This window comes from Planomonospora sp. ID82291, from assembly GCF_015711645.1.
GTDB lineage: Bacteria > Actinomycetota > Actinomycetes > Streptosporangiales > Streptosporangiaceae > Planomonospora.
This window is the reverse complement of the sequence record NZ_JABTEX010000001.1, coordinates 231,544-254,772: the sequence shown is the minus strand read 5'-3', so window position 1 is coordinate 254,772 and position 23,229 is coordinate 231,544. Positions and strand designations below refer to the sequence as shown.

Here is a 23,229-nt window from a genome sequence, read left to right as displayed (position 1 = left end):
GCGGCTTCCCCATGGGCAGCAGGCTCGCATTCCTCGGCCGCGACATGGCGGTCGACCTTGGCACCGCCAACACCCTCGTCTACGTGCGAGGGCGCGGCATCATCCTCAATGAGCCCTCTGTCGTGGCGATCAACACGGTCACCGGCAAGATCGTGGCGATCGGCATCGAGGCCAAGCGGATGATCGGCCGGACCCCCGGCAACGTGACGGCCGTCCGGCCGCTCAAGAGCGGGGTCATCACCGACTTCGAGGTCGCCGAGCGCATGCTCCGTTACTTCATCCAGCGGGTGCACGTCCGCCGTCCCTGGGCCAAGCCGCGCGTCATCGTCGCGGTGCCGAGCGGGATCACCGCCATCGAGCAGCGCGCGGTGAAGGAGGCGGGCTACCAGGCCGGCGCGCGGCGGGTCTACATCGTGGAGGAGCCGATGGCGGCGGCGATCGGCGCCGGTCTCCCGGTGCACGAGCCGACCGGCAACATGGTCGTCGACATCGGCGGGGGGACCACCGAGGTGGCCATCATCTCGATGGGCGGCATGGTGACCAGCCAGTCGATCCGGGTGGGCGGGGACGAGCTGGACCAGGCGATCATCAACTTCGCCAAGAAGGAGCATTCGCTCATGCTCGGCGAGCGCACCGCCGAGGAGATCAAGATCTCGATAGGTTCGGCCTGCGCCATGCCGGAGGAGGGCCACGCCGAGATCCGCGGTCGTGACCTGGTCAGCGGCCTGCCGAAGATGATCGTCGTGTCGGCGGGGGAGATCCGCGCGGCCATCGAGGAGCCGCTGAACTCGATCGTGGACGCGGTCAAGACCACGCTGGACAAGTGCCCGCCGGAGCTCTCCGGAGACCTGATGGACCGGGGGATCGTGCTCACCGGGGGCGGTTCGCTCCTGCGGGGCCTGGACGAGCGGCTGAGGGACGAGACGGGGATGCCGATCCACCTGGTGGACAACGCGCTCGACTCGGTCGTGCTGGGTACGGGCAAGTGCGTCGAGGACTTCGAGGCACTGCACCAGGTCCTCGTTCCGGAGCCGCGACGCTGATGAAGGACACACGGCAGGCACGGGCGACGGTGGGGCTGCTGCTGGCCTCGGCGCTGGTGCTCATGACGGTCGACCACCGGTCGGGGGAGGACTCTCCCCTCGGACCGCTCAGGGGCGCCGGCACGGCGGTGTTCGGCGCCGTCGAACAGGCGGGCGCGAGTGTGGCGCGGCCGGTGGTCCGCTTCTTCGAGGCGGTCGCGGCCGCGCCCGAGGCGCAGCGCAGGATCGAGGCGCTGCGCGGGGAGAACGAGCAGCTCAAATACGCTCTGGCCGCGCAGGCGCTGGACCACCGGCGTGCGGCGGAACTGCACCGCCTGCTGGGCACGGCGGGGCTCGGCGGCTACGCGGTCGTGCCCGCGCAGGTGATCGCCCGCAGGAACGTGCCCGGTTTCGAGGAGGCCGTGGAGCTCGACGTCGGCAGCGCCGACGGGGTGCGGCCGGAGATGACGGTGCTGAACGGCGACGGCCTGGTCGGAAGGGTGGTCCAGGTGGGACCGTCCACCTCGACCGCCGCGCTGATCAGCGCCCCCGCCTCCTCCGTGGGCGCCCGGCTGGAGGGCAGCGGTGAGATCGGCGTGGTACGGGGCGCCGGGGAGAACGGGCGCCTGCTGCACTTCCGGCTGCTCGACTCGGCCACGCCGGTCGTCCGCGGCCAGCGGATCGTGAGCTTCGGCTCGCAGCGCGGCGTGCCGTACGTGGCGGGGGTGCCGATCGGGGTGGTCGAACGGGTGGAGGCGACTCCGGGCGAGTTGACCAGGGTCGCGTACGCGCGGCCGTACGCGGATCTGACCGCGCTGAACGTGGTGGGGGTGGTGGTGCGGCCGCCGGCGCGCGACCCGCGTGATGCGGTGCTGCCGCCCGCCGGGCAGAGCGGGGCCGGACGGTGAACCGCGACGCGCTCTCCGCGGCCCTGATCCTGCTGCTGACGGTCGTCCAGGTGACGTTCGTCAACCGGCTGCCGCTGCCCGGCGACGCCGCGCCCGACCTGGTGCTGCTCGCGGTGGTGGGGTACGCGCTGGTCCGCGGGGCCCGGGCCGGGGCGGTGATGGGATTCGCCGCGGGCCTGCTCGGCGACGTCCTGCCGCCGGCCGCCCACGAGGTGGGGCAGTACGCGCTGGTGCTCTGCCTGGTCGGGTTCGTGTCCGGGCGCTGGGCGGAGAGCCGCCCGGAGGCCGGGCCTGCGGTGGCGCTGGGCTGTGCGGCGCTGGGCCCGGTGGCCGCGGTGGTGGTCGGCGTGGTCCTCGGCGGCGCCGAGGCGGGGGTGGTCGCGCTCACGGGCGGGCTGCTGCCGGTGATGCTCTACAACGTGCTGGCCGCGCCGCCCATGATGGCGGCGGTGCGGAGGGTCGTCCGGGGCCGGGACCGCTCCCGGGTCCGGATCCGGGAACGCGGCGCACGGCGCGCGGGACGTCTGGCGGGAGGCCGTCCATGATCCATATGCGGCGGAGACTGGCCGTGGTGCAGGTCCTGCTGGCGGTGCTGCTGGCGGTGGTCACCGCGCGGCTCTGGCAGGTGCAGGTGGTGCGCGGCGCGCAGTACGCGGCGGCGGCGACCGAGACGCGCACCCGTGACGTGGTGGTGCCCGCCGTGCGGGGGCAGATCCTCGACTCGGCGGGGCGGCCGCTGGTCCGCAACCGGACCACGCTGGTGGTCTCGGTGGACCGGACGAAGCTGGGCCGGATGAAGGACCGGGGCGCGGCCGTGATGGCGCGGCTGGCATCGGTGCTGGGCCGCGATCCGAAGGACCTCGCGCTGCGGCTCCGCCCGTGCGACGCCCGGGTCTCCCGCCCGTGCTGGGCGGGCTCGCCGCACCAGCCGATCCCGGTCGACGCCGACGTCGACACGCCGGAGGCCCTGCAGATCCTGGAGCGGCAGGAGATGTTCCCCGGGGTCACGGCCGAGGTGCAGGCCGTACGGGACCATCCGGTCGGCGGGGCGGCCGTGCAGGCGCTCGGCTACCTGCAGCCGGTCACGAAGGAGGAGCTGGAGCGGCGCCAGGGGCTCAAGGCGGAGTTCTCCGGAGTGGACATGGCGGGCCGGGACGGCCTGGAGTCGGTGTACGACCAGGAGCTGCGCGGCACGCCGGGGTGGCGGCGGGTCCAGGTGGACCGGCTCGGCCGGGTGCTCGGGGTCGAGCACGAGGTGCGGGGCACGGCCGGGCACACGCTCATCACCAGCATCGACGCCAAGGTCCAGGCCGTGGCCGAGAGGGCCATCGCCGAGGCGATGAAGGCCGCGCCCAAGGCCGACGGCGCGGCGGCGGTGGTGCTGGACGCCCGGACCAGCCGGGTCCTCGCGCTCGCCAGCGCGCCCTCCTACGATCCGGCGGTCTGGGCCGGCGGCATCGGGGAGGAGGAGTACGGGCGGCTGCTGTCCGGCAGGTCCGGCCAGCCGCTGGTCTCGCGGGCGATCAAGGGGGAGTTCGCACCCGGATCGACGTTCAAGATGTCGTCGGTGGCCGCGATGTTCAAGGCGGGCTACCCGATGAACGGCCACTACAACTGCCCGGGCTCGTTCATGGTGGGCAGCCGTGCGTTCCGCAACTTCCGCGGCCGGTCGCTGGGTTCCATGACGCTGCACACGGCGCTGGTGAAGTCGTGCGACACGATCTTCTACAAGGCGGCCTACGAGCAGTGGCTCAAGGACGGCGGGCTGGAGCCGAAGGGCAGGCCGCGCGAGGTGATGGCGAAGACGGCGCGGGCCTTCGGGTTCGGCCGCCCCACCGGCGTCGACCTGCCGGGGGAGTCGCCGGGGCGGATCCCCGACCGGGCCTGGAAGAAGCGGACGTGGGCCGCGACCAAGGACGTGAACTGCAGGCGGGCCAAGGAGGGCTACCGGGACGTCGCGAAGACCGACGCCGGGCGGGCCGCGTTCCTGACCCGGCTGGCGCACGAGAACTGCCTGGAGGGGTACCGGCTGCGGCCGGGCGACGCGGCCAACTTCTCCATCGGGCAGGGCGACGTGCTGGTGACGCCGCTGCAGCTGGCGTCGGCCTACGCGGCGCTGGTCACCGACGGCAGGCTGCGCAGCCCCCGGCTGGGCTGGATGCTGGTCCGGCCGGACGGCACCAGGGTCAGGGAGATCACGGTGCCGGTGCGGGGCACGCTGCCGGTCTCCGCGGCCGAGCGGGCCTACATCACGCGGGCGCTGAGCCAGGTGGCCTCCGACGGCACGGCGGCCGGGGCGTTCACCGGGTTCCCGATGAAGAAGGTGCGGATCGGCGGCAAGACCGGTACCGCCGAGGTGTACGGCAAGGCGGACACCTCGTGGTTCGCCTCATTCGCCCCGGTGGACGACCCCCGGTTCGTGGTCGTCGCCATGGTCTCCCAGGGAGGTCTGGGCAGCGCGGCCGCGGCGCCCGCCGTACGGAAGATCTACGAGGGCATCTACGGGTTCACCCCCAAGGGCAAGCCCGCGCCCGCGGCGCTGCCGGACCGGGTGCCCGCGGCCAGACCACCGATGATCAAGCAGGACGGAACCCTCGCATGGTGAACCGGGTGATCGCCGCGGCGGACCGATCCTTCGCCCGCAGGGCGGTGGGAGCGGCCTCGCCGGTGTGGCGGGTGGACGGGGTGCTGGCGGTCGCGGTGGCGGCGCTCGCGGTGATCAGCGTGCTCATGGTGTGGTCGTCCACCAGGACCTGGGCGCCGGGCAGCACCGGGCTGGTCAAGAAGCACGTGCTCAACCTAGGGGTCGGCGCCGCGCTGGCGGTGGCGGTGACGGCGGTGGACCACCGGACGGTGCGGGCGTACGCGCCGCTGGTCTACGCCGCGGCCCTGCTCGGCCTGATCCTGGTGATCACGCCGGTCGGCGCGGAGGTCAACGGCGCCCATTCCTGGATCATGCTGGGCGGCGGATTCGCCTTCCAGCCGTCGGAGTTCGCCAAACTCGGCCTGGTGCTGATGCTGGCCATGCTGCTGGCCCAGCCCGCGGAGGGCGGCGACCGGCCGCGCGGGCCGGACGTGGTGGTGGCGCTGGTGGTCGCGGCCGTCACCATGGGCCTGGTCATGCTCCAGCCCGACTTCGGCACCACCATGGTGCTGGGCGTGATCACGGGGGCGGCGCTCGTCCTCAGCGGGATCCGCAAACGCTGGCTCGTGCTGCTGGTGCTCGCGGTGGCGGCGGCGGGCGCGGCCGTCTGGCGGCTCGACGTGCTGGAGCCGTACCAGGTGGCCCGGTTCACCGCCTTCCTCGACCCGTCCACCGACCCGCGCGGCGTCGGCTACAACAGCACCCAGTCGCTGAACGCGGTCGGGTCGGGGCGGCTGTTCGGCAAGGGGCTGTTCGGCGGCGGCCAGACCATGGGCAGGTTCGTGCCCGAGCAGCACACCGACTTCGTCTTCACGGTGGTGGGGGAGGAGTTCGGCTTCCTCGGCTCGGTCACGGTGGTGATGCTGCTCGGGGTGGTCCTGCTGCGCGGGGTGCGGATCGCGCGGCGGTGCGGCGACCGGTTCGGCACGCTGGCGGCCGGCTCGATCGTGTGCTGGCTGGCCTTCCAGACCATCGTCAACGTCGGCATGACGATCGGGATCATGCCGATCACCGGGCTGCCGCTGCCGTTCGTCTCCTACGGCGGCACCGCGACCTTCGCCAACATGCTCGCGATCGGGCTGCTCCAGGCGATCCATCTGCGATCGCGGACGTTCTGACCTGGCCGGACGACCGCGGGGGCGTTACATGAGAGGCTCCCGCATGTGTGCGGAATCCGGCTCTCACTGGCGTTTCCCGCGTCAAGCGAACATTCTGGGAACGACGCCGGAACCCGCGATGACGGAGGGGTCGTGACATCGGAGCTCGCCGAGCGGGAGCGCGCGCTGGAGTTGCTGCGCACCGCGTTCCCCGACTACCGGATCGTGTTCAGCAGGGGCCGATGGGCCGCGGTCTCGGCGGGCAGCCCTCCGGGGGTCTGGTTCGCCGCGACCGCGAGCAGCCTGTGCGGTCAGCTCTTCCAGGCCCAGTTGCGCAGCGGCGGCACGGTCGTGCCGTTCGGCCGATGACCCCGGGCCCGCGGGGCGGGGACCGCGCCTCCCTGGCCTACGCGACCATCATCCGGAACCGGACGCTGGCCGCGCTGCCCGGCCCGCCGACGGCGGCCGACGTCCAGCGGATGGTGGACGAGATCCACGTCTGCGCCCCGCAGCAGACCCGGTTCAAGTGCTGGCGGCTGGCGCACGGCTGGACCGTGGAGGAGGCCATCGAGCACTTCCACGCCATGTGCGACCGGCACGGCGTCAAGCGGCGCGGGCTCAGCGAGCGCTCCTGGCGGGAGTGGGAGGCGGGGGCGCGGCCCGACCGCGACTACACCGACCTGCTCTGCCGGCTCTTCGAGACCGGGCCGGTCCAGCTGGGGTTCGCCCAGGACTACACGCCGGAGGGGGCGCGCGCCGCGACGGCTCCGCCGGCGCTGGACCTGATCGCCGCCGCCGCGGACGAGGCGGGCAGCCACGCGGAGCTGGCCGAGGCCAGCGAGCTGGGCGCGGGCGCGCTGGAACGGCTGCGCACGCAGGTGATCTGGGTGGGCAAGCGCTACGTCTCCGAGGCGCCGCTGCCCCTGTTCGTGGAGATGCGCGAGCTGCAGGAGCGCACCCGCCGGGCGCTGGAGAAGCGCATCCACCCGGGCCAGGCCCGGGAGCTGTACTTCCTCACCGGCGCGCTGTGCGGCCTGATGGCGAACGTCAGCATGGACATGGACCGCCGGATCCCCGCCGACACCCTGGCCCGCGCCGCCTGGACCTACGGCAAGGTGGCGGGGCACACGGCGCTGATGGGCTGGGCGCGCGGCATGCAGTCGTCGGTGGCGCTGTGGGACCGGCGCTACGGCGACGCGGCCAGGTACGCCGAGGAGGGCCTGACCCACCTGCGCGCGGGTTCCGGCGCGACCCGGCTGCACATGCTGCGGGCCCGGGCCTACGCGATGCAGGGCCGCGCCGCGGACGCGACCGAGGCGCTGGCCCGGGCCGCGGACGCCCGCGCGGGCGGGATCGACGAGCTGCACGACGAGATCGCCGGGGAGTTCGCCTTCCAGCCCGCCAAGGAGCGCTACTACGCGGCGGTCACCCACCTGCACCTGGGGGACACGGCCCTGGCCGTCTCCTCGGCGCGGGAGTCGCTGCGGCTGTACGCGGCGGGGGAGCCGGAGAACCGCTCCTACGGCTGCGAGTCGATGGCGAGCGCCCACCTGGTGGTCGCCCACCTGATGGAGGGGGACGCCGCGGGTGCGGAGGAGGCGATGGCGCCGGTCCTGGCCCTCCCGCCCGACCGGCGGATCGGCAGTCTGGGCACCACCCTGCGCACCGGTCGCGCCCTCGTCGAGGCCCGGCCGGACGGCGAGCGGATGGCCCGCCGGATCGAGGGCTTCTGCGCCGCGGGTCTGCCGCAGCAGGCCCGGCACGCGATCTCCGAGAGGAACCGATGATGACGATCACCGCCGAGGACGGGACCCTCGGCCGGGCCGACGCCGCCGCGCTCGCCCTGACGTGCGCGCGAGCCGGTCTGAGCACCCGGGGGGTCACCCTGCTGCGCGACTTCGCCAACGCCGTCTACCACCTGCCCGCCGAGGGCGCGGTGGTCCGGCTGGCGCAGGCGTCGCCGGGCCGCCTCGACCGGCTGGCCGTCTCCGTCCGGGTCACCCGCTGGCTGGCGGACCAGGGCTTTGCGACGGTCCGGCCGCTGGAGGTGCGCCAGCCGGTGGCGGCGGAGGGGTACCTGGCGACCTTCTGGCGCTACGAGGCGCACGTCGGCCCGCGACCGGAGCCGGGCGATCTCGGGGCGCTGCTGCGGCGGCTGCACGAACTGCCGCCGCCCCCGTTCGAGCTGCCCGTGCACGACCCGTTCGGGCCGGTGCGCCGGGCGATCGGCGCCAGCCTCGTGCTCGGCGACGACGACCGGGACTGGCTGCTGCGCCGCTGCGAGGACCTGGCGGAGGCCTACTACGAGCGGGTGAGGTTCGCGCTGCCGTACGGGCTCGTCCACGGCGACGCGCACCGGGGCAACCTGATCCGCGGCGCGCGGGGCCTGCTGCTGTGCGACTGGGACTCGGTGTGCGCGGGGCCGCGGGAGACCGACCTGATCCCGACGCTGCAGGGCGTGCGGTTCGGGCTGACCGGGCGCCAGCGCGCGGACTTCAGCCGGGCCTACGGCTGCGATCTGACGGCGTGGGAGGGCTATCCGGTGATGCGCGACATGCGCGAGCTGCAGACCCTCACCGCCGTGCTGCGCAACGGCCACCGCGACCGGCGGGCCCGGGAGGAGCTGCGGCACCGTCTCGACTCGCTGCGAGCGGGCGACGACCGCCCGTGGCACCCTTTCTAGGCCGATACCCTTGAGACATGCCTGTCGAGTCACTGTTTCCCCGTCTGGAAGCGCTCCTGCCCAAGGTGCAGAAGCCGATCCAGTACGTCGGGGGTGAGCTCAACTCGACCGTCAAGGACTGGGACTCCGCGGGAGTCCGTTGGGCTCTGATGTACCCCGACGCCTACGAGGTGGGCCTGCCCAACCAGGGTGTCCAGATCCTGTACGAGATCCTCAACGAGCTGCCGGAGACGCTCGCCGAGCGGACCTACGCGGTCTGGCCGGACCTGGAGGCGCTGATGCGCGCCGAGGGCGTCCCGCAGTTCACCGTCGACGCGCACCGGCCGGTGCGGGCGTTCGACGTGCTCGGGCTCTCCTTCTCCACCGAGCTCGGCTACACCAACATGCTGACCGCGCTGGACCTGGCGGGGATCCCGCTGCTGGCCGCCGACCGCGGCGACGACGACCCGATCGTGCTCGCGGGCGGCCACGCCGCCTTCAACCCCGAGCCGGTCGCCGACTTCCTCGACGCCGCGGTGCTGGGCGACGGCGAGCAGATCGCCATCGCGATCACCGAGGTGATCCGCGAGTGGAAGGGCGAGGGCTCGCCCGGCGGGCGCGACGAGCTGCTGATGCGGCTGGCCGAGTCCGGCGGGGTCTACGTGCCGCGGTTCTACGACGTCGACTACCACCCCGACGGCCGGATCCGCCGGGTCGCGCCGAACCGGCCGGGCGTGCCGTGGCGGGTGCACAAGCACACCGTCATGGACCTGGACGAGTGGCCGTACCCGAAGAAGCCGCTGGTCCCGCTGGCCGAGACCGTGCACGAGCGGTTCAGCGTGGAGATCTTCCGCGGCTGCACCCGGGGCTGCCGCTTCTGCCAGGCGGGCATGATCACCCGTCCGGTGCGGGAGCGGTCCATCACCACGATCGGCGCCATGGTCGACGCGGGCGTCAGGGCCTCCGGGTTCAACGAGGTCGGGCTGCTCAGCCTCTCCAGCGCCGACCACTCCGAGATCGGCGACGTCGCCAAGGGGCTGGCCGACCGCTACGAGGGCACCAACACCTCGCTCTCGCTGCCCTCGACCCGGGTCGACGCCTTCAACATCGACCTGGCCAACGAGTTCTCCCGCAACGGCCGCAGGTCCGGTCTGACGTTCGCCCCCGAGGGCGGCTCCGAGCGGATGCGCAAGGTGATCAACAAGATGGTCACCGAGGAGGACCTGATCCGGACCGTCACCACGGCCTACAGTCAGGGCTGGCGGCAGGTGAAGCTCTACTTCATGTGCGGCCTGCCCACCGAGGAGGACGCCGACGTCCTGGGCATCGCCGACCTGGCCAAGAAGGTCATCAGGGCGGGCCGGGAGGCCACCGGGTCCCGGGACGTGCGCTGCACGGTCTCCATCGGCGGATTCGTGCCCAAGCCGCACACGCCGTTCCAGTGGGCGGCCCAGGCCGACCACGAGACGGTCGACCGCCGCCTGAAGGCGCTCAAGGACGCCCTGCGCGGCGACAAGGAGTACGGCCGCGCGATCGGCCTGCGCTACCACGACGGCAAGCCCTCGATCGTGGAGGGACTGCTCTCCCGGGGCGACCGCCGGGTGGGCGCCGTCATCCGGGCGGTGTGGCAGGACGGCGGCCGGTTCGACGGCTGGAGCGAGCACTTCTCCTACCAGCGCTGGATGGACGCCGCGGCCGAGGCCGGGGTCGACGTCGACTGGTACACCACGCGCGAGCGCGAGGAGAACGAGGTCCTGCCCTGGGACCACCTCGACGCGGGTCTCGACCGCGAGTGGCTCTGGCAGGACTGGCAGGACGCCGTGAACGACGTCGAGGTCGAGGACTGCCGCTGGACGCCGTGCTACGACTGCGGCGTCTGCCCGACGATGGGCACCGAGATCCAGATCGGCCCGACGGGCAGGAAGCTCCTGCCGCTGACCGTCGTGTGACGCGCGGCGCCGCGGCGCCGCGCGTCCACCCGGGGAAGAAGTCCGCCTCATCGGAGGTTGTCCGAGGGGGACCGTGCCGGGCACGGTCCGCCCGCCGCCAGGCGGGACGACCGCGACCAGAAAGGATGACAGCACTCTGAAACCCGTTCCCGACGGGCCTCCGCCCGCACCCGTGGCACAGCGCCTGCGCGTGCGCTACGCCAAGCGCGGACGCCTGCGTTTCACCAGCCACCGCGACATCTCCCGGGCCCTGGAGCGCGCGATCCGGCGCGCGGACGTCCCCGTGGCGTTCAGCGCGGGCTTCTCGCCCCATCCGAAGATCTCCTACGTCGGGGCGGCCGCCCCGACCGGGGTCGCCAGCGAGGCCGAGTACCTCGAGATCAGCGTGACGCGGCGGTGCGACCCCGGCGGTCTGCGGACCGCCCTGGACGCGTCCCTCCCGCCGGGTCTCGACGTGCTCGACGTCGTCGAGGCCGGCGCCGGGAGCCTGGCCGACCGGCTGGAGTGCTCGGCATGGCGGATCCGGCTGCCCGGCGCGGACCCGGCCCTGGCCCGGGCGGCGGTGGAGCGGTTCAACGCCGCCGAGCGGATCGAGGTGGAGCGCCTGACGAAGAAGGGGATGCGCCGCTTCGACGCCCGCGAGGCGGTGGTGAGCCTCGAGGCCGCGGAGGCCGCGGAGGGGGCGGAGACAACAGCAGGTCAAGCGTCCAGTCAGTCATGTGTCATACTTCGCATGGTTGTACGGCACGAAACTCCTGCCGTTCGACCCGACGACGTTCTCACTGGATTGCGTCTCGTGGCCGACTTCGCGCCGCCGGTCCCTCCCGAGGTGACCAGGCTGGCGCAGGGGCCGCTGGACGTGCGCACCGGTGCGCCCGCCGATCCGTTCGACCTGGACCGCGACAATTCGCGCGGCGGCGAAACGGAACCGGTGAGCGAGCACGTCGGCGGCGACCTATAGGACTTGGCGCCGGGCCTCGGCCCGGCGGACAGCGAGAGACGAGAGCTCCCGCGCGGCGCGGAGACGCGCCCGGGAGCTGACGGGAGAACGCCCGCATGCTCGACAACGAGCCCAACGTCGGGGCCAACGGCCCTGCCGGGGACATAACGGAAACGACAGCTCAGCCGCGCCGCCGGCGGGCCGCCAGCAGGCCCGCGGGCCCGCCGCCGGAGCCGGAGGACCTGGAGCCCGCCGCGGAACCGGCCGCCGCGGTCGTGGCGGTCCCGGAGGCCGTGGCGGCCCCGGTCGGGGAGGATGCTCCCGCTCCTGCCGTTCGGCAGGAGGCTCCGCCGACGCCTCAGGAGGAGGCCCCGCCGAAGCGCGCCACCCGGCGCAGGACGGCCGCCGCCGACGAGGAGGGCGCGCCGCCCGCGCGGCGCAGCCGTACCCGCAAGGCCGCGGCCGAGCCCGCCGCGCAGGAGGTCGCCGCGCAGGAGGTCGCCGCCGCCCCGGTCAAGCGGACCCGCACCCGCAAGAAGGCCGCTGAGGCCGCGGTCGAACCCGCCGCCGAGGCCGTCGCTGAGGCCGTCGTGGGGGCCGCGGCGACAGAGCCGGAGCCGCCCGTCGACCTGACCACGGCCGAGGCCGCGGAGGTCGCGGCGTCGCTGCTGCTCTCGGTGCCCGCGGGGGAACCGGCGGCGGAGGAGGAGCCCGCCGGGGACCGGCCCGGCCTGTTCACCGACCCGTTCGGGCTGACCGTCGCCGAGCGCGCCGAGGTGCCCTCGGTGACCTTCCAGGCCCCCGCCGCGGTGTTCCAGCCGCTGTTCCAGGCTCCCGACCCCTCCCTGGCGGTCCAGCAGCCTCCCGCCCGTCCCGCTCCGGCGCAGCCGTTCGAACCCGCCGGGATCGAGGAGGAGCCCGAGGAGGACGAGGGCGAGGAGCCGGAGGAGGACGAGGGCGAGGGCGACGACGAGGCCGCGGGCCGCCGCCGCCGCCGCCGCAGGGGCGGGCGCGGGCGCGGCAAGACGCGCGAGCAGGAGGAGGCCGAGAACGGCGGCTCCGAGCAGGACGCGGCCGAGGCCCCCGCCGGGCAGGCCGGGGGTGAGCAGGAGGAGGCCGAGACCGAGGAGGGCGGCACCTCGCGCCGTCGCCGCCGTCGCCGCCGCAGGGGCTCGGAGGAGGAGGAGGACGTCCAGGAGGTCCCGCCGAACACGGTGGTGCGCATTCGCGCGCCCCGCGCCGGACGCGGCAGCGCCATGGACGAGGTGCAGAGCGTGCGCGGCTCGACCCGCCTGGAGGCCAAGAAGCAGCGCCGCCGGGAGGGGCGCGAGCTCGGCCGCAGGCGTCCGCCGATCATCACCGAGTCGGAGTTCCTGGCCCGCCGGGAGTCCGTGGAGCGGGTGATGGTGGTCCGCCGGACCGGCGACCGGACCCAGATCGCGGTGCTGGAGGACGACGTCCTCGTCGAGCACTACGTCAACCGCGAGGCGGGCCAGTCCTACGTGGGCAACGTCTACCTCGGCAAGGTGCAGAACGTGCTGCCGAGCATGGAGGCGGCCTTCATCGACATCGGCAAGGGCCGCAACGCGGTGCTGTACGCCGGCGAGGTCAACTTCGACACCGCCGGGCTGGAGGGCCAGCCCAAGCGCATCGAGGTGGCGCTCAAGTCGGGTCAGCCCGTGCTGGTGCAGGTCACCAAGGACCCGATGGGCCACAAGGGCGCCCGCCTGACGTCGCAGATCAGCCTGCCCGGCCGCTACCTGGTCTACGTGCCCGACGGCTCGATGACCGGCATCAGCCGCAAGCTCCCCGACAAGGAGCGCACCCGGCTCAAGTCCATCCTGAAGAAGGTCATGCCGGAGAACGCCGGTGTGATCGTCCGCACCGCCGCCGAGGGCGCCTCGGAGGAGGAGCTCGGCCGCGACGTGGCCAGGCTCTCGGCCCAGTGGGAGAACATCCAGCGCAAGGCCAAGTCGGCCAGTGCGCCGGAGCTGCTCTCCTCGGAGCCGGACCTGACCGTCCGGGTGGTCCGGGACGTGTTCAACGAGGACTTCACCTCGCTGGTCGTCGCGGGCGAGGTGTGGGACACGGTGGACGAGTACGTCCGCTACGTGGCCCCGCACCTGGCCGACCGGCTGACGAAGTGGGACGAGACCGGCGACGTCTTCGCGGCCTACCGGATCGACGAGCAGATCGCCAAGGCGATGGAGCGCAAGGTCTGGCTGCCCAGCGGCGGTTCGCTGGTGATCGACCGGACCGAGGCGATGACCGTCGTCGACGTCAACACCGGCAAGTTCACCGGGCAGGGCGGGAACCTCGAGGAGACCGTCACCCGCAACAACCTGGAGGCGGCCGAGGAGATCGTCCGCCAGCTCAGGCTCCGGGACATCGGCGGCATCATCGTCATCGACTTCATCGACATGGTGCTGGAGAGCAACCGCGACCTGGTGCTGCGGAGGCTGCTGGAGTGCCTGGCCCGCGACCGGACCAAGCACCAGGTCGCCGAGGTGACGTCCCTGGGACTGGTCCAGATGACGCGCAAGCGCGTCGGGCAGGGTCTGCTGGAGGCGTTCTCCACCGTCTGCGAGTGCTGCAACGGCCGGGGTCTGCACATCTCGTCCGAGCCGGTCGAGGGCAGGCCCGAGCCGCGCGGCACCCAGGGCAAGATGGCCGTGGAGAAGGCCGTCGCGGAGAAGCTGGCCAAGGACGCCGGAAGCGCGGTCGCGGCCAGCGAGCAGTCCGGACGTGATACGGTGACCGATGCGCTTGACGATGCCCCGGATGAGGGCACGCAGGCCGTACAGGCTGCCGGGAGGGGGCGGCGACGCTCCCGCAAGGCCAAGCCGGCCGACTAGGTCCCGCCCGTTCCAGGCGAGGGCCCATCGGTCCGGCGACCGCCGGCGCGCCATGCCGCGCCGGCAACCCGACGTTCCGCCCGGTTCGACCAGGGAACCGCAGTCCGGTACCCTGGTGAATCGGTGCGCTAGTGGCGCGCCCTGTTCGCGCGCCCACCCGGTTCGTCGGTCCAGTTTCGGTGACCACAGCCGGATGCGGGGCGCAGCATCCAGCGAGCAAGTAGGCAGAAGAAGGGTTCCGCGGTGTACGCGATCGTTCGTTGCGGCGGCAGGCAGCAGAAGGTCTCCGTCGGTGACGTCCTCGAGGTGGACAAGGTCGCCGGCGAGGTCGGTTCCACGGTCACGCTGCCGACGGTGCTCGTCGTCAACGACGGCGACGTGACCACCGAGGCGGGCAGGTTCACGGTCGCCGCCGAGATCCTCGGCGAGACCAAGGGTCCGAAGATCCGGATTCTGAAGTACAAGAACAAGACCGGCTACAAGAAGCGCCAGGGTCACCGCCAGCGGTACACCCAGGTGAAGATCACTGGCATCGACCAGGCCTGAGTTTCGGGAGTTTTGCGAGATGGCACACAAGAAGGGCGCGTCGTCCACTCGGAACGGCCGTGACTCGAACGCCCAGCGGCTCGGTGTGAAGCGCTTCGGCGGCCAGCTGGTCAACGCCGGTGAGATCATCGTCCGCCAGCGCGGCACCCACTTCCACCCGGGCGACAACGTCGGCCGCGGTGGCGACGACACGCTGTTCGCGCTGGCCGCGGGCCACGTGCAGTTCGGCTTCAAGCGCGGTCGCCGCGCGGTGAACATCGTCCCGGTCGCGGAGTAGATCCGCACCGACAGGCGTTACGGCAGGGGTGGATCGCGTCCAGCGGTCCACCCCTGTTCGTGTTGTGAAACGGGGCATCCCCGACAGCGGGTCCCGAAGATGGGGGTAGGAGAGCAGACATGCCGGACTTTGTGGACCAGGTGGTCCTGCACATCAAGGCCGGTGACGGGGGACATGGCTGCGCCTCTGTGCATCGGGAGAAGTTCAAGCCGCTGGGCGGCCCCGACGGCGGCAACGGGGGCCGCGGCGGTGACGTGATCCTGGAGGTGGACGCGAACACCGCCACCCTGCTGGACTACCACCGCCGCCCGCACCGCAAGGCCGACAACGGCAAGCAGGGCTCGGGCTCCAACCGCGACGGCGCCAACGGGGCCGACGTCGTCCTGCCGGTCCCGTCCGGGACCGTGGTGAAGCACGCCGCCACCGGCGAGGTGCTCGTCGACCTGGTCGGCGCGGGCACCCGCTACGTCGTGGCCGAGGGCGGCCACGGCGGCCTGGGCAACGCGGCGCTGGCCTCGGCCAAGCGCAAGGCCCCCGGTTTCGCGCTGCTGGGCGAGCCCGGCGACGAGATCGACGTGATGCTGGAGATGAAGAGCGTCGCGGACGTGGCGCTGGTCGGCTTCCCCAGCGCGGGCAAGTCCTCCCTCATCGCGGCGCTGAGCGCGGCCCGGCCGAAGATCGCCGACTACCCGTTCACCACGCTGGTGCCCAACCTCGGCGTGGTCACCGCCGGGGACACGGTCTTCACCGTCGCCGACGTGCCCGGCCTGATCCCGGGCGCCTCCGAGGGCAAGGGCCTCGGCCACGAGTTCCTGCGCCACGTCGAGCGGTGCAGCACGCTCGTGCACGTGATCGACTGCGCGACCATGGAGCCGGGCCGGGACCCGATCAGCGACTACGAGGCGATCGAGGCCGAGCTGGCCGCGTACGGCAAACTGGAGGACCGCCCGCGCCTGGCCGTGCTCAACAAGACCGACGTGCCCGACGCACGCGAGCTGGTCGAGATGGTCCGGCCGATGCTGGAGGAGCGCGGCATGCGGGTCTTCCCGATCTCCGCCGCCACCCACGAGGGGCTGCGCGAGCTGACCTTCGCCATGGGCGAGATGGTCGCCGCCGCCCGCGCGGCCGTCCCGGTGACCGAGCCGACCCGCCTGGTCATCAAGCCCCGCCAGCTCGGCGACGCGGGGTTCGCGGTGCGCCGGGTCGACGAGAACACCTTCCAGGTCACCGGGGCCAAGCCGGAGCGGTGGATCCGCCAGACGGACTTCACCAACGACGAGGCCGTCGGCTACCTCGCCGACCGGCTGGAGCGGCTCGGCGTCGAGGAGGAGCTCCTCAAGGCCGGGGCCAAGGCGGGCGCCGAGGTCGTCATCGGCTCCATGGAGAACGGCTACATCTTCGACTGGCAGCCCACCCTCAACGCCGAGGCGGTGCACCAGGGCCCGCGCGGCACCGACAACCGGCTCGGCTGACCCGCTCCTCCGCCCACCGGCCTCTCGCACCGGTTCCTCGCACCGGCTCCTCGCATCGGCTCTGAAGAAAGGCACGCGTCGTGACCCCTGCGCGCGATCGGATCCGTACGGCAGCACGCCTCGTCGTGAAAGTGGGTTCGTCCTCGCTCACCACCCCGCAGGGGATGATCGACGTCGACCGGGTGGACGCCCTGGTCGACGTGCTCGCCGCCCGGCGCAGGGCCGGCACCCAGATCGTGCTGGTCTCCTCCGGCGCCATCGCGGCCGGGCTCGGCCCGCTGGGCCTGCCGGCGCGCCCCCGCGACCTGGCCACCCAGCAGGCCGCCGCCTCGGTCGGCCAGGGCGTGCTGGTGGCCCGCTACACCTCGTCCTTCGCCCGGTACGGCCTGCGCGTCGGCCAGGTGCTGCTGACGGCCGACGACATGATGCGCCGTGCGCACCACGCCAACGCCCAGCGCACGCTCGGCCGCCTGCTGGAGCTGGACATCGTCCCGATCGTCAACGAGAACGACACCGTCGCCACCGACGAGATCCGCTTCGGCGACAACGACCGCCTCGCCGCGCTGGTGGCCCACCTGACCCGCGCCGACGCCCTCGTGCTGCTGTCGGACGTGGACGCGCTCTACGACGGCGACCCCCGCAGGGCGGGTTCGCGGCGGCTGACCGACGTGCGCGGCCCCGAGGACCTGGACGGGGTCGAGCTCGGCGGGGGCGGCGCGGTCGGCACCGGCGGGATGGTCACCAAGGTGCAGGCGGCCAGGATCGCCACCGGCGCCGGCGTGCCCGTGGTGCTCACCGCCGCCGCGCACGCCGCCCAGGCCCTGGCCGGGGCCGACATCGGCACCTACTTCCACCCGGCCGGACGCCACCCGGGCACCCGGCTGCTCTGGCTGGCCCACGCCGCCACCGGCCGCGGCCGCCTCCACCTGGACCCGGGAGCGGTCGAGGCGGTCGTCGGCCGCCGCAAGTCGCTGCTGCCCGCCGGGGTCACCGGGGTCGAGGGCGACTTCGCCGCGGGCGACCCGGTGGACCTGTGCGGACCGCTCGGCGGGGTCGTCGCCCGGGGCCTGGTCAACTTCGACGCCGCGGAGATCCCGGACCTGCTCGGCCGCTCCACCCGGGAGCTGGCGAGCAGCCTCGGTCCGGAATATGAACGCGAGCTGATCCACCGTGACGACATCGTCATACTGGAGCCCACCCACTAGTCCCCATGGAGTGCGACATGTCTGCGTCGTCGGGAGACCTCACGACCGCTTCCGAGGTCTCCGAAGATTTCCTGAAGGTGGCCCTGGCGGCGAAGGAGGCCGCCACCGAGCTGGCCCCGCTGCCGCGGGCGCCGAAGGACGCGGCGCTGCGGGCGATCGCCGACGCGCTGGTGGCCCGCTCCGCCGAGATCATCGAGGCCAACGCGACCGACGTGGCCAGGGCCCGGGAGAACGGCACCTCCGCGTACATGATCGACCGGCTCGGCCTGGACGCCGCGCGGATCGAGACCGTCGCCGACGCCGTGCGGCAGGTCGCCGACCTGCCCGACCCGGTCGGCGAGGTCGTCCGGGGGAGCACGCTGCCCAACGGGCTGGAGCTGCGCCAGCTGCGGGTGCCGCTCGGCGTGGTCGGCATCGTCTACGAGGGCCGCCCCAACGTCACGGTCGACGCGGCCGCGCTCTGCCTCAAGAGCGGGAACGCCACGCTGCTGCGCGGCTCCTCCAGCGCGTACGCGTCCAACACGGTGCTGGTGCGGGTCATGCAGGAGGCGCTGGCGGGTACGGAGGTCCCGGCGGGAGCCGTGCAGCTGGTGCCGGGGGTGACCCGCGACTCGGTCAAGGCGCTGATGAAGGCCCGCGGGCTGGTCGACGTGCTGATCCCGCGCGGCGGCGCCTCGCTGATCAACTCGGTGGTGCAGGAGTCGACGGTCCCGGTCATCGAGACCGGCACGGGCAACTGCCACGTCTACGTCGACGCCGACGCCGACCTCGACCTGGCGGTGGAGATCCTGCTCAACGCCAAGGCGCAGCGGCCGTCGGTCTGCAACGCGGCCGAGACGTTCCTCGTGCACGCGGCCGTCGCCGACGCCTTCGTGCCGCGCGCCCTGGCGGCGCTGGCCGAGGCCGGGGTGACGGTCCACGGCGACGCGCGGATCGCCGCCTACGGCGAGGGCGTGGTCCCGGCCGACGAGGAGGACTTCCGCGCCGAGTACCTCTCGCTGGACATCGCCGCCGCCGTGGTCGACTCGCTGGAGGACGCGGTCGCGCACATCAGGAGGTACGGCTCGGCCCACACCGAGGCGATCGTCACCCGGTCGGTCACCGCCTCCCGCCGGTTCGTCGCCCTCGTCGACTCCGCGGCCGTGGCGGTCAACGCCTCGACCCGGTTCACCGACGGCGGCGAGTTCGGCTTCGGCGCGGAGATCGGCATCTCCACCCAGAAGCTGCACGCCCGCGGCCCGATGGGGCTGCCGGAGCTGACCTCCACCAAGTGGGTCTACACCGGCGAGGGCCACCTGCGCACCTCCTCCGGCACGGTCGTCGCCTCCTGCCCGGGCGAGTCCCGGTAGGGATCGGGCGCCTGCTGCCCGGGTGGGTTCCGGCGGGGCCGGGTCTCTCCCGTCGGTGGTTCCGGCGGGGCGGACGGGCCGCGGGGCCCCGGGCGGGCTCCGCGGGTTCGTTCACGGTCCGGTGAAGGACATCGAAAGTCGCGGTATGTGAACGTGTCGATGCGCTCCGCAGTGGGCAGGGGTGGTTGGATTGGCCCCCATGCAGACCGTGATCGGGATTCTCTTCGTGGGCGTCGTGCTGTTCGGCGTCGATCGTCTGATGCTGTTCCTGGAGAGCCGGGGGCACGTGAACTGGCGGCGGAAGGGCCGCCTGGACCTGTCGGCCGAGCCCGTGGCCGAGCTGGAGAGCCTGCTCGTCCCCGACCGGGGCGACGAGGACGGCGGGGAGTCCGGGGCGGAGCACGGTGACCGCCGGGACCACCGGGAGCCCGCCGAACGGCACGGCTCCGCCGACCGGCGCCAGTACGCCGGCCGGTCGTGAGCCGCGCCTCCTTCCTTCGCGGGTCCCCGCCGTACTGATCGTTCGGTATCTCCCACCGCGTTGAATCCGCCGCCTCCCGGAGCGGTGCTCCTGCGCGGTTTCCCGCCGCGTCGATCCTTCCGGTCCGGCGAGTCGCCGGGGAATCGTCGTGCCCGCCCGCTATGGTGTGGTCTCCTATGGGTGGAGGGCGGGTGGGCAGGCTCGGGCGCGTCGGCCCGTACACGCTGGTGGATCGCCTCGGCAGGGGCGGCATGGGCGAGGTCTACCTCGCCACGGCCCGGCGTGGGGAGAAGGTCGCGCTCAAGATGCTCCATGACGCGGTCGACCCCGACTCGGAGGCCGGCATACGGTTGGAGCGCGAGGTCCGCGCGCTCCGCCGGGTGGAGAGCCCCTACGTCGCCCGGGTGCTCGACGCCGACCTGGAGGGCGACCGGCCCTACCTGGTCATGGAGTACATCGAGGGCGACACCCTCCTGGACCGGGTACGGCGCGACGGCCCCCTGGAGGGTGCCGACCTGGTCGGCCTGGCCCACGGCCTGGCCACGGCGCTGGCGATCATCCACGCGGCGGGGGTCGTCCACCGCGACCTCAAGCCTGCCAACGTCCTGCTGGGTCCGTCGGGCGGGCCCGTGCTCATCGACTTCGGCATCGCCCAGGTCCTGGACGCCACCCGGCTCACCATGACCGGCACCTTCCTGGGCACCCCGGCCTACGCCGCCCCCGAACTGTTCGCGGACGAGCCGGTCGGGGAGCCCGCCGACGTCCACGCCTGGGCGGCGACGGTCGCCTTCGCCGCGACCGGCCGCCCCACCTTCGGACGGGGCACGGTCGAGGCGCAGATGTACGCCATCCTCAACGGGCAGGCGGATCTGGGCGGTGTTCCGGCGGTCCTCCTCCCGCTGATCCGCGCGGCTCTGCACCGCGAGGCCGCCAAGCGGCCCACGGCGGCCCTCCTGGCGGGCAGGCTGTCCCGGCTGGTGCGCGCCTCCTCCGCCGAGGCGGCGCCCGCGGAGGCGCCGGAGCCGTCCGCGATCCGGACCGGTCCGCGCCGGGCGGGCGCGCAGCAGCCGGGTGCGCAGCGGGCCGGTCAGGAGAGGGCCGGTCAGGAGCGGGCGGGCGCGGAGCGACCCGGCTCCGCTCCGGCGGGCTCCGAGCCCCGGATGAGGACCGCGCTGAAGAGCGGCAGGACGGCGCGCGGCGTGCGTCCTGCGACCACGGGGGAGAACGCGAAGCCGGGCCGACGGCTCCCCACGGCGGAACGGGTGGTCCCCGGAACGGGCCGGGGACGGCAGGCGGACGGCTCTCCGGCGGCGGAGGCCGCGGCGGGGATTCCCGCGGGGCCGCTGCCCGCGGGGAACCTGACCCTGCTCGTCCTCGCGGTGCTGGCGGTGCCCTGCGTCGTGACCTCGGTGATCTGGCCGCTGGCCACCTTCGCGGTCACCGGCCTGTTCGTCGTTCTGACCCGTGCCGTCTGGACGGGGCACTGGCTGGTCAGGAAGCGCCGGTCGGCCAGGGTCCGGGGAGCCCTGCGCGTGCTCGGCTTCCCGCTGGCCCTCGCCGGATCGCTGCTGAGCGCCGCGGTCTGGCCGGGCGTCCCGGCCGGCGGGCTGGCCGCCCTCACCCTCTGGGTGACCATGGGCGGGTCGCTGCCCCCGGAATGGTGGCTGCAACCCGCCCCGGCTCCCGTCGCCGTCGCCGGTGTGGTGTTCGGCGTGGTCTGCGGATGGATCACCGGCCGGGAGGTGGAGCGGGCCGGTGCCCGGCTCCCGGAGCTCCGCAGGGAGGGGCTGCGCGCGATGGTCGTGCTGGGCGGTTTCGCCGCCGTGTGCACGACGGCCGTGCGCGTGGTCGCGCTGGTGCTCTGAGGGTCGGATGCGAGGGCGGGCTTGGAGGGCCGGCCTTTTCCGGGTCCCGGTCAGCTCACCGTCGCCGGAGACGCGGACCAGGTGTTGCAGGAGGCCGGGTCACCGGTGGTGTAGCCCCGCTTGGACCAGTAGACGCGGTTGGCTCCCTTGCCGTAGACGCGGGGCTCCCCCTTCGTATCGCCTTCGTCCTTGACCAGGCCCATCAGGTGATTCCAGTTGGAGACCGGCCGTTCCAGCGAGGGCCACACGCTCTTGATGAACACCCCGGCCAGGCAGTCGCTCTGCAGAGAGTCCCGGCGGATCTGCTCGTTCAGCTCGGAGGTGTTCTTGTAGGGAATGTTCTGGTAGGCATCGTCGATGCCGACGAGGTTCTGGACGTGGTAGGCGTACATCTGGCTCATGAGATGGAACAGGTAAAGGTCGCCCGTCTCGTCGAGCAGGTCCTTGTGGAGACGGATGGCGATCGTTCTCGACTGCGCGCAGTGCCACGCCTCCGAATCACCGAACTTGTGACCGCAGAAACGGGCGGGAGCCTTGGTGTAGATCTTGACGATGGGCTTGGTGAACCGCAGGCCCGCCGCTTCGAGATGCGTCTTCCACGAGACGTTCAGGCAGTTCAGCACGGCGGTCAGATACTTCCTGGCCGAAGCGGGGTCACCGTCCTTGACGGACTTCTCGGCGCATTCCGTCTCGGTGAGCGCGCCGGTGCTGTAGAGGGCGTTCTGCGTCAGCGTCTTGTCCTTGACGGGGTAGGCGTGCGCCGTACCCGTCAGGAGAAGACCCGCCGTCCCGGTCAGGGCGGCGATCATGCGGATTCTCATGAGGCGGAACAGTAGAGTAGCCGCGTTTTGCTCGCAAATCCGTTTTCATGCACAAAAGGTCCAGGAGATGACCTCCTGGACCTTTTATGAACGATGAGGAAACGAGGCGGTCAGTTGCCGTCACGGCGGGCGAAGCGGTTGAAGATGCGCTCGCCGGCGTTGACCGCGCCCTCGGCCACGTCGCGCAGGACGCCGATGAACGGGTCCTGGGACTGCGACCACGACTCGCGGTAGGACCGGGCGGCGGCCTTGACCTCCTCGGAGACCTTGGCGCCGGCGTCGTCGGCGCGGCGGGGGTAGGCGCCGCCGAGGATCGTTTCGTACTCGCCGCCGCGGCGCCACTTGTCGAGTTCGGCGACGCGGGAGACCGCGAACGGGTGGGTCGTGCCGAGCAGGTTCAGGACCTTCAGCAGGCCGTCGCGGACGTCGCCGGCCGTGTCGTACTCGCGGGCCTGGTCGAGGAAGGCCTCGATGTTCATCTCGTGCAGGCGTGAGCCGCCGGCGAGCTTCATCAGCGCCCGCAGGGCGGCGTCGGCGTCCTGGCCGACGAGGAGGCCGCCGCGGTCGGCGGAGAGCTCGGACTTGCGGTGCCACTCCTCCAGCCCCGCCACGATCGCGCGCAGGCCGATGTAGCCGAGCGGGATCCAGGCCACGCGGGTGGCCAGCCGGGTGAGGATGTCCAGCATCGTGCGGTAGACCGCGTGGCCGGAGAGGATGTGCGCGGTCTCGTGGCCGATGACGAAGCGCTGCTCCTCGGAGTCCATCAGGTCGAGCAGGCCCGTGCTGACGACGATGAACGGGTCGTCGAAGCCGATGGCCATCGCCTGGACCCGCGGGTTCTGCTGGACGTAGATCTCCGGGATGCGGGGGAGGTCGAGCACGTAGGCGGCGTCGCGGCCCATGTCGTGCAGGGCGCGGAACTGGGTGTCGCTCGTGCGCACCGCGGAGGCGAGGTAGATCAGGCGCAGGCGGCGCTCGCTGATCAGCCCGGACATCTGCTTGAGGACCGTGTCGAACCCGCTGAGCGACCGGAGGGCGACCAGCGCGGACCGGTCGGCGGGATGTTCGTAGGCGCGGGAGCTGATGCCGGGGAGCTGCACGCGGTTGCGATCCGGGGTGGTGGTCATGTCCGGCAT

General features: G+C 72.8%; 20 protein-coding genes. 18 read left to right on the top strand and 2 right to left on the bottom strand.

Features of this window, described 5'->3' with window-relative positions; genetic code table 11:
• The first annotated feature begins 11 nt into the window (after positions 1-11).
• From HS045_RS01145 to HS045_RS01060, 18 genes are all read left to right on the top strand, one after another.
• Complete coding sequence (locus HS045_RS01145; RefSeq protein WP_196449316.1) at positions 12-1,043, top strand: rod shape-determining protein; 1,032 nt, start codon at positions 12-14, stop codon at positions 1,041-1,043.
• Entirely contained in the window at positions 1,043-1,930 is an 888-nt protein-coding gene (gene mreC / locus HS045_RS01140; RefSeq protein ID WP_196449315.1) for a rod shape-determining protein MreC, read from the top strand. The genes HS045_RS01145 and mreC overlap by 1 nt, the downstream gene beginning before the upstream one ends.
• A complete protein-coding gene (gene mreD, locus HS045_RS01135; protein WP_196449314.1) occupies positions 1,927-2,475 on the top strand; it encodes a rod shape-determining protein MreD in 549 nt (182 codons plus the stop codon). The genes mreC and mreD overlap by 4 nt, the downstream gene beginning before the upstream one ends.
• Complete coding sequence (mrdA, locus tag HS045_RS01130; RefSeq protein ID WP_196449313.1) at positions 2,472-4,535, top strand: penicillin-binding protein 2; 2,064 nt, start codon at positions 2,472-2,474, stop codon at positions 4,533-4,535. The genes mreD and mrdA overlap by 4 nt, the downstream gene beginning before the upstream one ends.
• On the top strand, positions 4,529-5,692 hold the full coding sequence (rodA, locus tag HS045_RS01125) for a rod shape-determining protein RodA (protein WP_230883385.1): 1,164 nt from the start codon (positions 4,529-4,531) through the stop codon (positions 5,690-5,692). Before mrdA ends, rodA begins: the two co-directional genes overlap by 7 nt.
• A gap of 132 nt (positions 5,693-5,824) precedes the next feature.
• Complete coding sequence (locus HS045_RS01120; protein ID WP_196449312.1) at positions 5,825-6,040, top strand: hypothetical protein; 216 nt, start codon at positions 5,825-5,827, stop codon at positions 6,038-6,040.
• A complete protein-coding gene (locus HS045_RS01115; protein WP_196449311.1) occupies positions 6,037-7,458 on the top strand; it encodes a hypothetical protein in 1,422 nt (473 codons plus the stop codon). The genes HS045_RS01120 and HS045_RS01115 overlap by 4 nt, the downstream gene beginning before the upstream one ends.
• Positions 7,458-8,354 (top strand): aminoglycoside phosphotransferase family protein, encoded by an 897-nt coding sequence (locus HS045_RS01110; protein WP_196449310.1) that lies wholly within the window; start codon positions 7,458-7,460, stop codon positions 8,352-8,354. The genes HS045_RS01115 and HS045_RS01110 overlap by 1 nt, the downstream gene beginning before the upstream one ends.
• 17 nt (positions 8,355-8,371) lie before the next feature.
• Positions 8,372-10,282: a TIGR03960 family B12-binding radical SAM protein gene (locus HS045_RS01105; RefSeq protein ID WP_196449309.1), complete on the top strand. Its 1,911-nt coding sequence runs from the start codon at positions 8,372-8,374 to the stop codon at positions 10,280-10,282.
• Positions 10,283-10,454: 172 nt separating this feature from the next.
• On the top strand, positions 10,455-11,243 hold the full coding sequence (locus HS045_RS01100) for a TIGR03936 family radical SAM-associated protein (RefSeq protein ID WP_196449308.1): 789 nt from the start codon (positions 10,455-10,457) through the stop codon (positions 11,241-11,243).
• Positions 11,244-11,338: 95 nt separating this feature from the next.
• Positions 11,339-14,077: an Rne/Rng family ribonuclease gene (locus HS045_RS01095; protein ID WP_196449307.1), complete on the top strand. Its 2,739-nt coding sequence runs from the start codon at positions 11,339-11,341 to the stop codon at positions 14,075-14,077.
• A 243-nt stretch (positions 14,078-14,320) separates the two neighbouring features.
• Positions 14,321-14,623, top strand: coding sequence for a 50S ribosomal protein L21 (gene rplU, locus HS045_RS01090; RefSeq protein WP_068898894.1), 303 nt, complete (start codon positions 14,321-14,323; stop codon positions 14,621-14,623).
• A gap of 19 nt (positions 14,624-14,642) precedes the next feature.
• Positions 14,643-14,900: a 50S ribosomal protein L27 gene (gene rpmA / locus HS045_RS01085; RefSeq protein ID WP_068898892.1), complete on the top strand. Its 258-nt coding sequence runs from the start codon at positions 14,643-14,645 to the stop codon at positions 14,898-14,900.
• 119 nt (positions 14,901-15,019) lie between these two features.
• Positions 15,020-16,372, top strand: a complete 1,353-nt coding sequence (obgE, locus tag HS045_RS01080; protein ID WP_196449306.1) for a GTPase ObgE — start codon at positions 15,020-15,022, stop codon at positions 16,370-16,372.
• Between the two features lie 80 nt (positions 16,373-16,452).
• Complete coding sequence (proB, locus tag HS045_RS01075; protein ID WP_196449305.1) at positions 16,453-17,577, top strand: glutamate 5-kinase; 1,125 nt, start codon at positions 16,453-16,455, stop codon at positions 17,575-17,577.
• A gap of 17 nt (positions 17,578-17,594) precedes the next feature.
• On the top strand, positions 17,595-18,926 hold the full coding sequence (locus HS045_RS01070; protein WP_196449304.1) for a glutamate-5-semialdehyde dehydrogenase: 1,332 nt from the start codon (positions 17,595-17,597) through the stop codon (positions 18,924-18,926).
• A gap of 199 nt (positions 18,927-19,125) precedes the next feature.
• Positions 19,126-19,407, top strand: a complete 282-nt coding sequence (locus HS045_RS01065) for a hypothetical protein (RefSeq protein ID WP_196449303.1) — start codon at positions 19,126-19,128, stop codon at positions 19,405-19,407.
• A 191-nt stretch (positions 19,408-19,598) separates the two neighbouring features.
• The gene (locus tag HS045_RS01060) at positions 19,599-21,272 is read left to right on the top strand and encodes a serine/threonine-protein kinase (protein WP_196449302.1); all 1,674 of its coding nucleotides are present in this window, start codon (positions 19,599-19,601) and stop codon (positions 21,270-21,272) included.
• A 50-nt stretch (positions 21,273-21,322) separates the two neighbouring features.
• Here HS045_RS01060 and HS045_RS01055 read toward each other — a convergent pair whose 3' ends face one another.
• Both HS045_RS01055 and HS045_RS01050 read right to left on the bottom strand, forming a co-directional pair.
• Positions 21,323-22,093, bottom strand: coding sequence for a neutral zinc metallopeptidase (locus tag HS045_RS01055; RefSeq protein ID WP_196449301.1), 771 nt, complete (start codon positions 22,091-22,093; stop codon positions 21,323-21,325).
• Positions 22,094-22,203: 110 nt separating this feature from the next.
• The gene (locus HS045_RS01050; RefSeq protein ID WP_196449300.1) at positions 22,204-23,229 is read right to left on the bottom strand and encodes a M48 family metallopeptidase; all 1,026 of its coding nucleotides are present in this window, start codon (positions 23,227-23,229) and stop codon (positions 22,204-22,206) included.